This window comes from Paraburkholderia piptadeniae (genome assembly GCF_900007165.1).
GTDB lineage: Bacteria > Pseudomonadota > Gammaproteobacteria > Burkholderiales > Burkholderiaceae > Paraburkholderia > Paraburkholderia piptadeniae.
The window spans coordinates 44,535-58,469 of record NZ_CYGY02000096.1 but is presented as its reverse complement, the minus strand read 5'-3'; the positions used below and the strand labels follow the sequence as shown (position 1 = coordinate 58,469).

The window sequence follows — 13,935 nt, the reverse complement described above, 5'->3', positions numbered from 1 at the left end:
TAACGAAACGAGACCTCTGTCCAGCGACACTGGGGACACGTTGCGACGGAACGCCGTTCGTTGCTGACAGTGCGATGCTTTCAACGAAGATCCTAATACGTAAGCCCGATTAATGCGGCTTGGAGCCTGCGACCAAATACGGCATATTTTGACAACCCGTCGCTCATCCTGACATGAAAAGAGCCCCTCGCTCGCTGCATGCTTCTGGATAGAAGCAGTGCACTATCCGGCTGCTGCTGCAATGCTAGTCCGTGCCGGGGTACTTAAAGTGGGTGGGGCATATGCAACAGCAGGTTTCCGGGAGGAATAGTAGCCAAGAGATCGCCTCCATTCAACCGCGCTAGCACACCGCGGATAGGCGAGCGCTATGGGCGCACTGCAGCCTGAAATACGTCTTCGCAGATCATTGCAGCGATTCCAACAACCTATCAGCGACGTGGGCAGACCATGCTGCGATCGACAGACTCGGTGGAGCTCCAGGTGGCTCGGGTAGCGCGGCGGCATCTGTCACATATAGCCCAGGATTGTCAAAAACCTCGCCGTTTTCATCGACGACACCATCCAGATTCGACCTACCCAAACAAGCGCCCCCGATGGGCTGAACTGTTATGGGAGCACCAGTAGCGTACACCTTTGTTTTCGTTGAAGCCTCTATACTCCGTATTTCATCGGAAATCTCCTGATAAACATTATTATCATTTTTGTTATACCGGATCTTGAACTTACCCCGCCTCATCGTCATTAAACCATTGCCCTCATCTCCCCCAATAGCAACAATAAAGGAGTTCTTGCGCAGCCACTTTCTTAAAAATTCCGGAAGTGGCACCTCTTCGATACCCTGAATGCTCGCACGGAGCATTTGTGCAGATTTGCTTAGTGAGTCTTTTGTTCTGAAAGGTCCGCAGAGCGGCGTACCAATACTAAGATCCCTGTCGCTGTTCTCCTTCCAAAAGCCAAAAAACCCGCCATTCGTGCCAAATCCATAGCCCAACCGTGGCATGCCATCCAGGCCATGATCAACATCGCGGCTCTTCATTAGCAAACGTACAGTATTTACGCCACCGGCCGCCAGGATGACGCTTTCCGCGAGCACTCGTTCGTCCTGTCCGCTTCGATGGTCTCTATAACGGACTTCATATCGCATCTTGCGCTCACCTTCCCCTCTTAGTTTGTGAATCGACTTGACCTCACACAGATCGCGTACAACCAAGCCATACTGTATTGCTGGCCAGATGACCGAGAAATCCAAAGTTGTTTTCGCCCCGGACGGAGATCCGAGAAAGCTATTATTCCGCATGTCGCACTCCCACCGCTCAACCCCGTGCTCCGCCGTGACCTTCGTCGCCTGTCCAGGTTTCTTGGGCAAAAGGATGCCAATGGGTGCATTTCTTAGCCCTGCATTCGACAGCTCGCCCTTGTAATTGGTTTGATCAAGTTTGTTTGGGACCATATCATCGGGAAATATGGGCCTTGCGTTGAGCAGGGTAAGAATCTCGTCATAGTAGCTTTCCATGTGCTCTTGAGAAATCCGCGGATGTCGATTATCCCAGTACGTGGGGTCGAAAGGTCTACCCAACACTGCCGCATAGATATGACTACCTCCCCCAACATTTGAAGAGCAAATCACATTGATGCCGTCACCGAGATATGCCTCGACAAACCCTCTTTTATTAATAACCATCTCGCCTGCAAAAAGACTAGCCCTAACGGATCTCAAGCCATAGGTAAATGCATGCCGCCCTTGCGGGAGAGGAGCCAAGTCTTCGATGTCAGTCGACTGCATCGGAACCGTGTCTCGCCACGGACCGCGCTCTAGCATCAGAACGTTTCTGTTCGCTTCCGCTAGTTTTTTCGCAGCAATGGCTCCCCCAAACCCGCTCCCTATGACCAACACTTCAACCTGATCGTCCATGGCTGTTCCTATTTCCGAAGAACTCAGACGTCGCCTGAGCCCAAGCTGCTAGCGTGCGACACGAGACGTCGAACGAATCTGGCTTCAGACGTGGGCTCGCACGCATCAACGCGCTACCCGCCGCTTCAACGGCCGCGGCAGTCGCCGCCGACACGTCTCGAAGCTAGGCGCATTGGGCACCTATGGTCCAAGTCCTTGGCCACCAATCCATCCGGGGCGAGGCGGTTCCGGAGCAATCCTTGGGCTTCGTAGACCGCCTCGTTTAGCAGATTTGCGACCTCAGTGGAGGCTACCGCTCGTCATACAGCTTCAACGCAAGCAGTCCTTGCCCATATGCAGCGCCGGCACGCATGGCAGCTGCGATCATGCACACCTCAGCAATTTCCTCACGAGTGGCACCGTGCCGTTTCGCCCCTGCTGTATGCAAATCAACGCAGAGCGGGCATTGTGTTGTAAAGGCAACACCTAATGCGACGAGCTCCCGATACTTGTTGGGAATGTGCCCATCTGCGCGCGCAATGGCGTCGTGGTGAAACGCTTTGAACGTCTTCCCATCTGGCCCGGCGAGCCGGAACAGTTCTTCTGACAGGTTAAGGTCCGATCTTTCTTGGTAGCTCATTTTTCACAATTCCTATTTGGATACCAGCGTTAACGTGAGCGCATACAAGAGCGCGTTAACAACAGTAAAGTGACCATGCCGGCTCCGCAAGGCAGACGTGCTTTGTCGGATATATAGATAATCTTTATCTTGCGCAGTCTCGAACATCCCTAGTCTGAGATTTTCGATAAATTGGTTGGACTAAAGCCCGCGATTCACATGCACGAGCTCCGCTACCCCGACGAGCGGCATGAGACGCTCAACTGCAAAGGAAGAGCGCTGCCCGTCCACTGGCACGCCAGTGACTGCGCGTGTTGGCAAGCGCATTCCCAAATAATTCCCTCTAGGATCCAGACAGATCGATGCAGCAGACTGCTTGGGCTGCGCGGGATGTGGCTACAGCGTGGTCGGCGCTGAAGCGCCTCATCTCCTGCATCCCATCGCTGACGAGCTGCACAGGCAGGTCAGTTTCAAGCCTTCAACCCTGTGAGGGCGCTCAAATCTCGTTGCGTCGCACCGAGTTGTCGCCAACCGAAGCAGGCTCGTACAGGCGAGGAACCGTTTGGTCTGGCGCGATGTACCGCGTCATGCGCGACCAATCTAAAGATTCTCTTTCAATCGAAAACAGAATATCTCATTTGCGAGTGAGCGTTGTAAGTTGAACAATAGCTGAGTTATTTGAAGCCTGTTCTGACCGACGCGCGTCTAGCGACGTCAGAATTTTCAACCGCGAAGAAATTATGTTTCACCCGGCTCACAGTGCAAGCCTGGACGGACAACACTCCTCACGAGAGATCAGATGTCGAAAACAAAAAATGCGATCACGCTCGGCGCGATCGCGGTCGCAGGCCTCAGCTCGCTATCGGCGGCGTACGCGCAAGTTTCGACGAGCGGATACGTCCTACCGATGAATCTCGCGTTCGAAGCGGCGCTCGAAGCCGTGCAAACGTGCAACGCAAAGGGCTATGCCGTGACGGCAACTGTAGTCGACGTAGCGGGAACGCCCCAAGCTGTCTTGCGGAGCGATCACGCCGCGGTTCATACGAGGGACTCCTCATATCGGAAGGCATATACCGCAGTTTCGATGGGGTCGGTTTTCCATTTCGATCGCACCAGCCAGTTCCTGGATTTACTTACGTCGAAATTTCCACCACTTGCTGCACAGTCCCTGGCATCCACGCCGAATGTGACGACGTTGCCGGGCGGTGTCGCCATCAAGGTCGGGGACGAAATCATCGCCGGCATTGGCGTGGGTGGTTCGCCGGGTGGGGACAAAGATGAAGCCTGCGCGCTGGCGGCGGTAGCAAAGATCAAAGACAAGCTACCGCATTAGATCGGTTCGAGACGCCCTGCCGGTACGCTCGCTCCGGCTAAGGGCTTTGGACGCAAGGGTGAGAGACGTTGCGATGCTGGCAATAATCTCAAACACTTGCGGAGAAGAGCTGAGGCGTAACAGAAAGCGTTGACGTGGAACGCCGAGGCGATATCCCGCTTTGGCGGGCTGCTCGCGGTGCTGCCTGCCGAGTACCACGAGGCGCTGCTGAGTCAGACCAACGTTCTCTTGATTACCCAGCGAGCCACAAGACGCTTTGCCGGGGTAGCTTCTTCCGGCCTGTCGCACCACCTCGTAGGGATCCCGGATCCTCCTCCACCCCTGTCTCCGGGATCGTTTGGGTGCCGTGCTAGCACGGCACCTTTTTTTTTGGAAGTGGATGCCAGGTGGACGGAAATAGCCGTAATCCGTTTCCGTACCATCGCCCGCAGAGCGCTCGCCAGCACCATTTCAGGAGCGAGAATTTCTTTGTGTTCAATTTCTCATTAAAAAAATGAATAACCTCAAGATCGGTGTTCGTCTGTCGGCAGCTTTTGGTCTCTTGATCGTGCTGCTGATCGGAATCTCGGCTCTCGCGGTGCTTCAGCTTCGTGCGGCAAGCCAGCGCACCCAAGAGTTGGTCAATGAAACCTATCTCAAGGTCGAACTTGCCCATCAACTCAAAGACTATGCAAACTTCACGGCGCGCCAAATGCGCAGTGCGCTGCTTGCCCGCGGCACGGACGAGGTCACGAGGGACCTGGAGCAAGTCGAGCAAACGCGCAGCAAGTACGAGCCAGTGGTCAAGCGGCTCGATGCGCTCATTCGCTTCACGGAGGGACGCAAGCTTTTCGACGAGATGCGGGCAGTACAGTTGCGTTACCGGGATACGCGCGACAAGGTCGTCGGTCTCACAAGGCAGGGGCAAAAGGACCAAGCCATCGATCTCATGTTTGGCGATCTACGCAAGGAGCAACAAGCATACTTCGACGCGATCGACAATCTCGTGAAATTTCAAACCGACCTGATGGCGCAAAGCGGCAATGACGCCGCGACGGCCGCCCGTGACGCCACACTGACGATTGCAGTGTCCGCCCTCATCGCAATTGTGCTTGGCATTACGTGCAGTTGGGCGATCACCCGCTCGGTGGCCGAGCCGGCGCGCGCGGCCGTCGAATCAGCCAATCGCGTCGCGGACGGAGATTTGACGGTGCGCATCGACACGAGGACAGACGACGAGATGGGACAGCTAATGCGAGCCTTGCAGAAAATGAATGGAAGCCTCGCACAGATCATCGGTGGCGTGCGGACCAGCGTTGAGACCATCAATTCGGCAGCGAGTCAAATTGCCTCGGAGAACGCCTCGCTGGCTACCCGCACCGAGCAGCAAGCCGCCTCACTAGAGCAAACCGCAGCGAGCATGACGCAATTGACCGAAACAGTAAAACAGAACGCGGAAAATGCACACGAGGCGAAGGCGTTCGCAGCGAACGCAAGCGACATTGCGGATACGGGCCACTCGGCGGTGCAGAAGATGCTCGGGACGATCGGGCGCGTCAACGAAAGCGCGGCCGAGATCTCGGAGATTACCAGCCTCATCGAAGGCATCGCGTTCCAAACCAACATCCTGGCGCTCAACGCCGCGGTTGAAGCCGCGCGCGCCGGCGAGCAGGGACGCGGCTTCGCCGTGGTGGCGAGCGAGGTGCGCTCGCTGGCGCAGCGCTCATCGGCGGCGGCCAAGGAGATCAAGGAAATCATCGAGACATCGGTCGGCATGATCCAAGATAGCGCCCGTCAGGCCGGAGAGGTCGGCGCCAGTGTTGAGCAGATCAAACAGGCGGTGCGCAAGGTGCTGGAAATCGTCGCTGAAATTTCGACTGCATCTGAGCAGCAGACGGATGGTATCGAGCAGGTCCATACCGCGGTCAATCAGCTAGATCGCATGAGCCAGCAGAACGCCACCCTCGTGGAGGAGTCGGCGGCAGCGGCACGGTCGCTGGAGGAGCAGGCGATCGGACTGCGCACCGCCATCTCCATCTTCAAGGTGGATTCAACCCCGCCTGACCTCCATGACGCGTGAGTTTCATGTACGCATGGCGCCTCTTGGAGGCCGCGGCCTGCAAACTCCCTCACCGGTAATGCGGCGACTCAGAGGTAACGCTAATACGCGGTCAAGGTTTTCTTTCGATCATCAGCAGAACATCTTGTTTGCGACAGCCTGCGAAGTCATCGAACAATGTCGGTGTAGAGGGAAAGAAAACCAAATCGATCAGCGACCGCACCCAGGACTTGGTATTTCAGGAGAATTTATGAACAGTTTCTATCAGGGGTTCGCCCTGCGAGCTTCCACGCGCCTTGCCACCGTGCTGGCGTTGTCTATCTCGTCAGTCCACGCGTCACCACAATTTGTGTTGCATGTCTATGGTCCCGGAGGTCCGGCTCCGGCAATGAAGGAGGCGGCCGAAGCGTTCGAGAAGCAGACGGGTACGCATGTCGACGTCACGGCCGGACCAACGCCATCATGGATCGACCACGCGCGCGCCGACGCTGACCTGATCTTCAGCGGCTCCGAAACGATGATGTCGGACTTTGTCGTCGCAATGGGCGACCAACTCACACCTCAAGCACCGGTTCCGCTGTACCTTCGTCCAATGGCGATCCTCGTTCGTCCCGGCAATCCTCGCCATATCCGTGGCCTAGCGGACTTGCTCAAGCCGGGCGTGAAGATTCTGGTGGTCAATGGCGCGGGACAAAACGGCGTATGGGAAGACGTTGCAGGTCGCCTCGGCGATATTCGCACCGTTGCGGCGATGCGCGGCAATATCGTGAGCTACGCGGGTAATAGCGCTACCGCGCGACAGACCTGGATCGCACAGCCCGACATCGACGCGTGGCTTATCTGGAACATCTGGCAAGTATCGAACCCTTCTCTTGCCGAGACAGTGTCGATCGAGCCACGCTACGCGATCTATCGCGATACAGGCGTAGCAGTGACCAAACGTGGAACAGAGAATCCGGCCGCCCAGCAGTTCGTTGATTTTCTTCGGTCCAAAGCGGGTGCGGCAATTTACGCCCGCTGGGGTTGGATGACCGGAGAGTAAGTCGGCAACCAGGAGAGTCGAGGTAGGTTCCCGGGTAAAACAAACGCCGGGTAAGGGCAAGCGCGTGGCCCCTACCCGGCAAGCATCAGTTGCGTCCGGCCATCACGCCTCCATCCACGTCCCAAATTGCGCCGGTCACCCAGCTTGCCTTGTCCGACAGCAAAAAGATCACGACTTCGGCAACGTCCTGCGGAGTCCCGATACGCCCTATCGGATGGAAGCTGTCGAAGCCCTGCAGCGCACTATTCACCTCGGCCTTCGGGATGAATTTCTCGTAGATCGGGGTTTGGACTACTGCCGGCGACACCGCGTTGACACGGATGCGTTTCGGCGCCAACTCCATGGCCAAGTGCTGGGTCAGCGAATGCAGACCCGCCTTGGCCATGGCATACGCTGACGCCGGCATCGCAGCGATGGCCTGCTGCGCCCCGACCGAACCGATGTTGACGATGGCGCCCGGACAGTCGTTCGCAACGAGGTTCGCGGCAACCTTCTGCGTTATAAAAAAGAAGGCTTTGTTCAGCTTCAGATACTGGTCGTAGTCCGAATCTTGATGTTCCAGGAACGGCTTCGGAAAGAAGATGCCGGCCGCATTGACGAGCAAGTCGATATCCGGATGCTGCTCGTCGATCGCCTTGAGCAGAGCGGTCAGCCCATCGTTGCTCGATAGGTCCGCCGTCAACGCGGACACCTCGCCCAGCGCCGCCAATTGCTTGCGCGCATCCTCTGCTTTATCGGCACGATGCCCGACGATGACCGCAGTGCCGCCCTCGGCGAGGACCATACGGGCCGTCTCCAGCCCCATTCCGCTGGTTCCACCGACGACCAACAGTTTCTTGCCCTTGAATTGATTGCTCATTTGAAATCTCTCTACCTGCTGCTTGGCAGGATGCGATTGAAGAAAAGCAGGATAGAGCTACCACCGTGCGGCGCCCCCCCGGCGTCACTTAATGCGGGAACGACCCGTCGAAGCCCCGCGAGGCACTGGAAGGAAAGCTATTCATGCTCGCGAGCGCGGCGGTGACCCCGACTATCGACTGTGGATCACGTTTTGCTGGACACTACCCTGCTCTATGGGATTCTTCACCGTTTTCTTTCCGCCGGCAAACGAGAGAAAGTGTCTTGAGTCGAAAGAAAATCTTTGCCGCGTGCAGTCCTTTGCGACGATGTGATCGATGCCCTGCGTGCAACTGAGCATGATCCTCAATTTGGACCGATTTGGGCTTGACTTTGCCACGATTGGAAAGGCTAGCTTACAGAACAGGTTGAACAAACTGTCGGCAGCTAGCCATGAGCGCTCCCAATTCGAACGTATCGATTCGCGTTGGCTGTACCGGCAACACTGGAGATTAATATGTCTTTAAAGTCAGTTGGCACCGCACTGGCGGATAACGAACAGCTCGCATTTCGCGTCGAAGGAATGGATTGCGCGAGCTGTGTAGGCAAGATTGAAACGGCACTGAGTCGTCTGAATGGCGTATCTGACATCAGTGTCCAATTCACCAGCGAGACGTTGTCTGTTAGCCGCAGCTTGTCGGGCAAAACGACGGCTCGGGACATCGTAAAAAAGATCCGCAATCTCGGTTTCGATGCGACAGCGTTACCGGCGAGCGCAGATTCGACCGAGTCGGCCTTTGCCAATGCCGCTCAATCAAACGGTAAGCAAGCACACCGTCGAAATGCCCACAAACACGGCGGTCTTCAGTGCAGCGAGGCACACGATCACGAGTCGTTTGGGAATGACGATGGAGGCGACCATAAAGATCAGCAGGGACATGCCTGCAATGACCATCAACATCAGAGCCAGGTGCATGACCGTGACCACAGTCACGAGTCGTGTAAGTCGCATGCATCGACCAGCAAGAAGCCATCCGAGCACGCATCTGTCGGGCCAAACCTCACTATGCGCGTAGAAGGCATGGATTGCGCAAGCTGCGTAGGCAAGATTGAGACAGCCCTGTCGCGCATGCCGGGCGTCTCGGATGTCCAGATCAATTTCAATGCGGAAACGTTGGGGCTTTCGCTAGCATCAGGTGCGTTCACGCAGGTATCAGACATCGAGAAGACGATCAAGAATCTAGGCTTTGGCGTATCCGGCGCCCAGTACGACAGCACTCGCACAGACGCACCGCGAAACGTCGAGGCACCCTCCCGCACGCAGCGCTGGTGGCAGACCAAGAAAGGGAAACTTGTCATTAGCCTTGGCATCTTGATGAGCATCGCCTACGCCGTAGCCCATTTGATCCCGGAGTATGCAGGCCGGATCTTCACAGCCGCGGTGATTGTTGGCGTTCTCCCTTTCGCGCGCAAAGCGTTGGCACTGGCAACCTCGGGGTCGCCTTTCTCGATCGAGATGCTGATGGTCGTCGCATCGCTCGGCGCGCTCATGATTGGTCAGTCAGAGGAATCCGCTGCGGTTGTATTCCTTTTCGCAATCGGCGAGTTGCTTGAAAGCGTGGCAGCTGGCCGCGCCCGGGCGGGCATTAAGGCGCTCGCGAATCTCGTGCCCAAGACTGCAGTCCTGCTCGATCAGCACGGTAGGCAGCGCACCGTGCCTGCAGCCTCTTTGAGCGTCGGCGACAGTGTCCTGGTACGTCCCGGCGACCGTGTTCCCGCGGACGGCGTGATTCTCCACGGCGCATCGAGCCTCGACGAGTCTCCCGTGACGGGCGAATCGGTTCCGCGCCCGAAAACCTCCGGAGAGAGCATCTTTGCCGGATCGATCAACGTTGAAGGTGCGCTCCAGGTGCGTGTCGAGAAAGCGGCCGCAGACAATACCATATCGAGAATCATCCAACTGGTGGAACAGGCGCAATCTGCAAAAGCCCCCACCGCCCGATTCATTGAGAAACTCAGCAGGTACTACACCCCGGCCGTGATGGGCATCGCCGCGCTGATTATCGTCCTTCCGCCGCTCGCCTTTGGCGGCATTTGGGAAACCTGGCTCTATCGGGGCCTGTCGCTGCTGCTTATCGCCTGCCCGTGCGCGCTCGTCCTATCAACGCCCGCCGCCATCGCCTCCGGACTCGCGGTCGCAACGCGTCGCGGGCTTTTGATCAAGGGCGGCAATGCTCTGGAAACGATCGGACGCGTAGGCGCCGTTGCATTCGACAAGACCGGCACCCTGACTGAAGGCAAGCCGCGCGTCACCGACGTCGTCTCGCTCTGCCCCGGCGGTGAAAACGATGTCCTCGCTCTCGCGGCAGCAGTCGAATCAGGATCGAACCATCCGCTCGCCAAGGCGATCGTTGCGCATGCCGAAGATGCCGACATCGTCATCCCCTCCGCCCAGAACGCCTCGGCGACGCCCGGCAAGGCGGTGCATGCAACGGTGAATGGTCGTAATCTGACCGTCGGATCTCCTTCGCACGCGGCCAAGGCAGCAAAGCTCGCACCCGACTTGCGCCAGCGCATTGAAGCGCTGGAGGATGGTGGCAAGACGGTTTCGGTATTGTTCGACGAGCAGGACCGCGAAATCATCGGCCTGTTAGCGCTGCGCGACGAACCCCGAAGTGACGCAAGGGAAGGTGTGGCACGCCTGAAGCAACTCGGAATCCGTTCTGTCATGCTGACCGGCGACAACAGCCGGACAGCGCACGCCATCGCTTCGCAGCTTGGTATCGAATGGCAAGCCGAATTGCTGCCCCAAGACAAGTTACGCCACATCGACAAAATGAAGCGGGACGTTAAGGTTGCCATGGTCGGCGACGGCATCAACGATGCCCCGGCACTTGCAACCGCCGACGTCGGCATCGCCATGGCGGGCGGCACCGACGTCGCCATTGAGACGGCTGACGCCGCCCTGCTCAAGAGTCGCGTCACCGATGTTGCTCACCTTGTCGCCATCTCACGCGCCACAATGGCGAATATTCAGCAGAACGTGACCTTCGCGCTCGGCCTGAAAGTGTTGTTCCTCATCACCACCGTGCTAGGTGTGACCGGGCTCTGGGTTGCGGTAATGGCCGACACCGGCGCAACGGCACTCGTCACGCTCAACGCCTTGCGTCTCCTCAGATTTGGAAAGACGCGAAACGCGAGCAGTGGGCGCGACGGCGGTATGACACCGCGCCCGGCGACATCGATGGGCTAAAGCAGGCAAGTCTGAAATTGCGAGAAGAAGAGCGCCGTGAGACTGCTTTCACCAAATTTGACAGCGGAAGGTCAGGCGTAGAAAGGCTGAGTTCTGTGTTGCACGGGGCTCAGACCTTTCAGTTTCGAGTCGATGCAAAGGAAGAGCCGTCGTCGGCATCGGTGTGAGCGATTCACCGGGAGGGGATAGATACGAAGCGTGTGTGCGGCGACGAGGCAAAGATCAAAGACAGGCTACCCCGCGAGATCGGCAAAAAAGGCTTGAGCTTGCGCCGACGGAAGCGTCCGCCTGTACCGATCTGCGTAGGGTGAGCACCCCTTTTTGATAACGTGGCCGCCTTAACTACTCACCTGTACTCCAGTAAGAAAACCATCTGGATTGTGATCCAAGCCTTGACCGTAATTCATAGGCTACCGCCTTTTAAGCCCTGATTCTCGCCCGGCAGTCAATGCGACGTTCGGGTCAGCCTGTCGGCTTTCGTCGTTTGTCGGGCAGCGCTTTTCGGGCCGGAGCGTTCTTAGCAACGTTTCGCACGGCTGCTTCGGACGCGAGGGACTCGATGATTGGACAGTCGGGACGGTCGTCTCCATTGCAGCAGTGCATCAAATGCTCAAGCGCGGCCTTCATCTCCTGAAGCTCGTTGAGTTTTTCGTCGAGTTCCGCGATGTGCGCCTGCGCCAATGCCTTGACCTGCCTGCTGGAGCGCTCGCGATTCTGCCACAGATCGAGCAGTTCGCCGATCTCGTCCAGCGAAAAACCGAGGTCGCGGCAATGGCGGATAAACCGCAGCCTGCTCACATCCTTGTCGCTGTATTGGCGGTAACCGCTGCTCGTGCGGCTCGCCTGTGGCAGCAGCGCGAGGCCTTCATAATGTCGAATCATCTTCGTCGAGACGCCCGAGACGGCCGCTGCTTCGCCGATGTTCATGGGTCAAGCTCCTGTTTTTCAGTCTTCCGATGAATAACAGCTTGATCCTTACCATCATTGGAATGTCAAGCAGCGCACGACAAAAATTGGCGGTTGCCTTCGAACAAAATACCAATCCCTTCCTGAGAGTTCACACTCAAGCAAAGAGATATGCGAGACGTGAGCGGTACGAAGCGGAATATCATGCGCCAGTGAACTCCAAGTCGGAGCAATCTCCGATCGTTTCCGCCAGAATCATATTATGACAATCAGGCCGTACGCGCATCTCGCGTGTACGGGGGCGAAACACCCGGTCGCCGCGAATGATGGTGCGCCCCGTCAGTACGCAGATTGCGGCGACAGAGGCGAGGCCGCTGCACCAGATCCGCTCTGTGTATCGACCGGCACACGGATCGCTCCACGAAACGCTGAGCGTGCATGTTGACAATCGGTACACGACCATAATATTGGAAGGCCGCTTCGACAGGCGCTGATGATCTTCAGTCACAGGTGGACATGTATTAGCCTAGACCGGACCTGACATAAACGGTCCGCAAAGCAATATCGGAAATTTGCGGACCGCGCCGCTTAGCAGATCTATACCGCCTCAGTGGTCGTTACCGCTGATCATACAGCTTCAACGAGAGCAGTCTCTGTCCATATGCTGCACCGGCCATGGCGGCCGCGATCATGCACACCTCCGCGATCTCCTCGCGAGTGGCGCCGTGTGCTTTAGCCCCCGCTGTATGCAGGTCAACGCAAAGCGGGCATTGCGTGGTAAATGCGACGCTCAGCGCGATGAGCTCCCGGTATTTTGTCGGAATCGAGCGTGACCATCTTCAGGCGGCCTGCTGTTCCCCAGCAATTGTGCTCAGAGCCTCGACGTCGCGCGCTATCATCGCCGGAACCTGTGCGCGCAGTAACTCGACCCAAGTCCGCACCTTCGCATCGGTGAATTTGCGCGATGGTTGCAATGCATACACATTCATCTTCTGCAGGATGTGGTCGGGCAGCACGCGCACGAGAGTACCGTCGCGTAGCGCATCGAGCGCCGAGTAGACCGGCAGTATGCCGATCCCGATGCCGTCTCGGATCGCGAGCGTGAGCGATTCGGCCGTATTGGTCTGTACAGGCCCCGATACGTGAATCCTCTCGACGCCACCGGGCCCCTCAAGCACCCACTCATGCGTCGGGAACGCGGGTGTACTGAGCGTCAGACACGCATGCGCGCCGAGATCACGCGGATAGACAGGCACGCTATGTCGCATTACATAGTCAGGCGACGCACATAGAATGCTGAAGGTTGAGCCGAGCGTGTGCGATACCAGGTCCGAATCAGGTAGCGACAACGCGGCCACCACCGCCATGTCACTCGTACCGTCAAACAGGTCGGGCATCTGCTGCGATAGCGAAAGCTCGATTGACACGTTTGGATATTGCGCGTGATAGCGCGTCAGCGCCGGCAACACATAGCGATGGCCTACACTCGGAAAGCTGCGCATGCGTAGCACGCCGGCAGGCCATTTGTGAGCGCTGCTCGCCTCCTCTTCGGCGTGGTCGATATCGGCGAGGATCTGGCGACAGCGTCGCAGATAGCTCTCACCGGCCGACGTTAGCGCAAGGCGACGCGTCGAACGATTCATCAACCGGGTGCGCAATCGCTCCTCGAGCTCCGACACCGCGCGCGACATCACACCTGTAGTCGCATTCATCGATTGAGCGGCTGCGGTGAAGCTGCCAACCTCGACGATACGCACAAACACCCGCATGTTTTGAAGGGTATCCATTACAGCAATTTTCCTCTAACCGATGGGACCGGACTTTGTTCCCGCTTTCTGCCAACAGCGTTGAACCTCGTATCGACATCAACGACATACCAAGCGCCGACGCCGATCTGCGATACGTTCGATGCGTGGCAGCGCTGAGATGCCTTCTCCATATGCGAGCCCCGGCTCGCGCAGCCCGGACCTTCATAGGGCCATTGCCTTTCAGTAATAGGGATGCTGGGACTGTACT

The 13,935-nt window shown here is 57.4% G+C and carries 11 protein-coding genes; 4 read left to right on the top strand and 7 right to left on the bottom strand.

Annotation, left to right across the window (positions count from 1 at the left end):
* Nucleotides 1-403: 403 nt before the first annotated feature.
* Nucleotides 404-1,912 carry a GMC oxidoreductase gene (locus BN2476_RS38975; RefSeq protein ID WP_087739512.1) on the bottom strand — a complete coding sequence of 503 codons (1,509 nt, stop codon included), beginning with the start codon at nt 1,910-1,912 and terminating at the stop codon, nt 404-406.
* 289 nt (nt 1,913-2,201) lie between these two features.
* Nucleotides 2,202-2,531: a carboxymuconolactone decarboxylase family protein gene (locus BN2476_RS38970; RefSeq protein ID WP_087739511.1), complete on the bottom strand. Its 330-nt coding sequence runs from the start codon at nt 2,529-2,531 to the stop codon at nt 2,202-2,204.
* 778 nt (nt 2,532-3,309) lie between these two features.
* Between BN2476_RS38970 and BN2476_RS38965 the strand changes: the two genes are divergently transcribed.
* The 3 genes from BN2476_RS38965 to BN2476_RS38955 all read left to right on the top strand — a co-directional run bounded on the left by BN2476_RS38965 (nt 3,310) and on the right by BN2476_RS38955 (nt 6,923).
* Nucleotides 3,310-3,843, top strand: coding sequence for a GlcG/HbpS family heme-binding protein (locus tag BN2476_RS38965; RefSeq protein WP_087739510.1), 534 nt, complete (start codon nt 3,310-3,312; stop codon nt 3,841-3,843).
* Nucleotides 3,844-4,336: 493 nt separating this feature from the next.
* Entirely contained in the window at nt 4,337-5,902 is a 1,566-nt protein-coding gene (locus BN2476_RS38960) for a methyl-accepting chemotaxis protein (RefSeq protein ID WP_087739509.1), read from the top strand.
* A 229-nt stretch (nt 5,903-6,131) separates the two neighbouring features.
* A complete protein-coding gene (locus BN2476_RS38955) occupies nt 6,132-6,923 on the top strand; it encodes an extracellular solute-binding protein (protein ID WP_087739508.1) in 792 nt (263 codons plus the stop codon).
* 85 nt (nt 6,924-7,008) lie between these two features.
* On the opposite strand, the gene BN2476_RS38950 is transcribed toward BN2476_RS38955, so the two are convergent.
* On the bottom strand, nt 7,009-7,782 hold the full coding sequence (locus tag BN2476_RS38950; protein ID WP_087739507.1) for an SDR family NAD(P)-dependent oxidoreductase: 774 nt from the start codon (nt 7,780-7,782) through the stop codon (nt 7,009-7,011).
* A 495-nt stretch (nt 7,783-8,277) separates the two neighbouring features.
* On the opposite strand from BN2476_RS38950, the gene BN2476_RS38940 reads away from it, so the two are divergent.
* A complete protein-coding gene (locus BN2476_RS38940; RefSeq protein ID WP_087739505.1) occupies nt 8,278-11,013 on the top strand; it encodes a heavy metal translocating P-type ATPase in 2,736 nt (911 codons plus the stop codon).
* A gap of 462 nt (nt 11,014-11,475) precedes the next feature.
* Here the strand turns inward: BN2476_RS38940 and cueR are convergent, their stop codons facing one another.
* The 4 genes from cueR to BN2476_RS38920 form a co-directional block, all read right to left on the bottom strand.
* Nucleotides 11,476-11,940 carry a Cu(I)-responsive transcriptional regulator gene (gene cueR / locus BN2476_RS38935; RefSeq protein WP_087739504.1) on the bottom strand — a complete coding sequence of 155 codons (465 nt, stop codon included), beginning with the start codon at nt 11,938-11,940 and terminating at the stop codon, nt 11,476-11,478.
* A 181-nt stretch (nt 11,941-12,121) separates the two neighbouring features.
* On the bottom strand, nt 12,122-12,382 hold the full coding sequence (locus BN2476_RS38930) for a DUF3331 domain-containing protein (RefSeq protein ID WP_087739503.1): 261 nt from the start codon (nt 12,380-12,382) through the stop codon (nt 12,122-12,124).
* 154 nt (nt 12,383-12,536) lie between these two features.
* Complete coding sequence (locus tag BN2476_RS49810) at nt 12,537-12,743, bottom strand: carboxymuconolactone decarboxylase family protein (RefSeq protein ID WP_087739502.1); 207 nt, start codon at nt 12,741-12,743, stop codon at nt 12,537-12,539.
* 15 nt (nt 12,744-12,758) lie between these two features.
* Nucleotides 12,759-13,706 (bottom strand): LysR family transcriptional regulator, encoded by a 948-nt coding sequence (locus BN2476_RS38920; protein ID WP_087739501.1) that lies wholly within the window; start codon nt 13,704-13,706, stop codon nt 12,759-12,761.
* Nucleotides 13,707-13,935 lie beyond the last annotated feature (229 nt).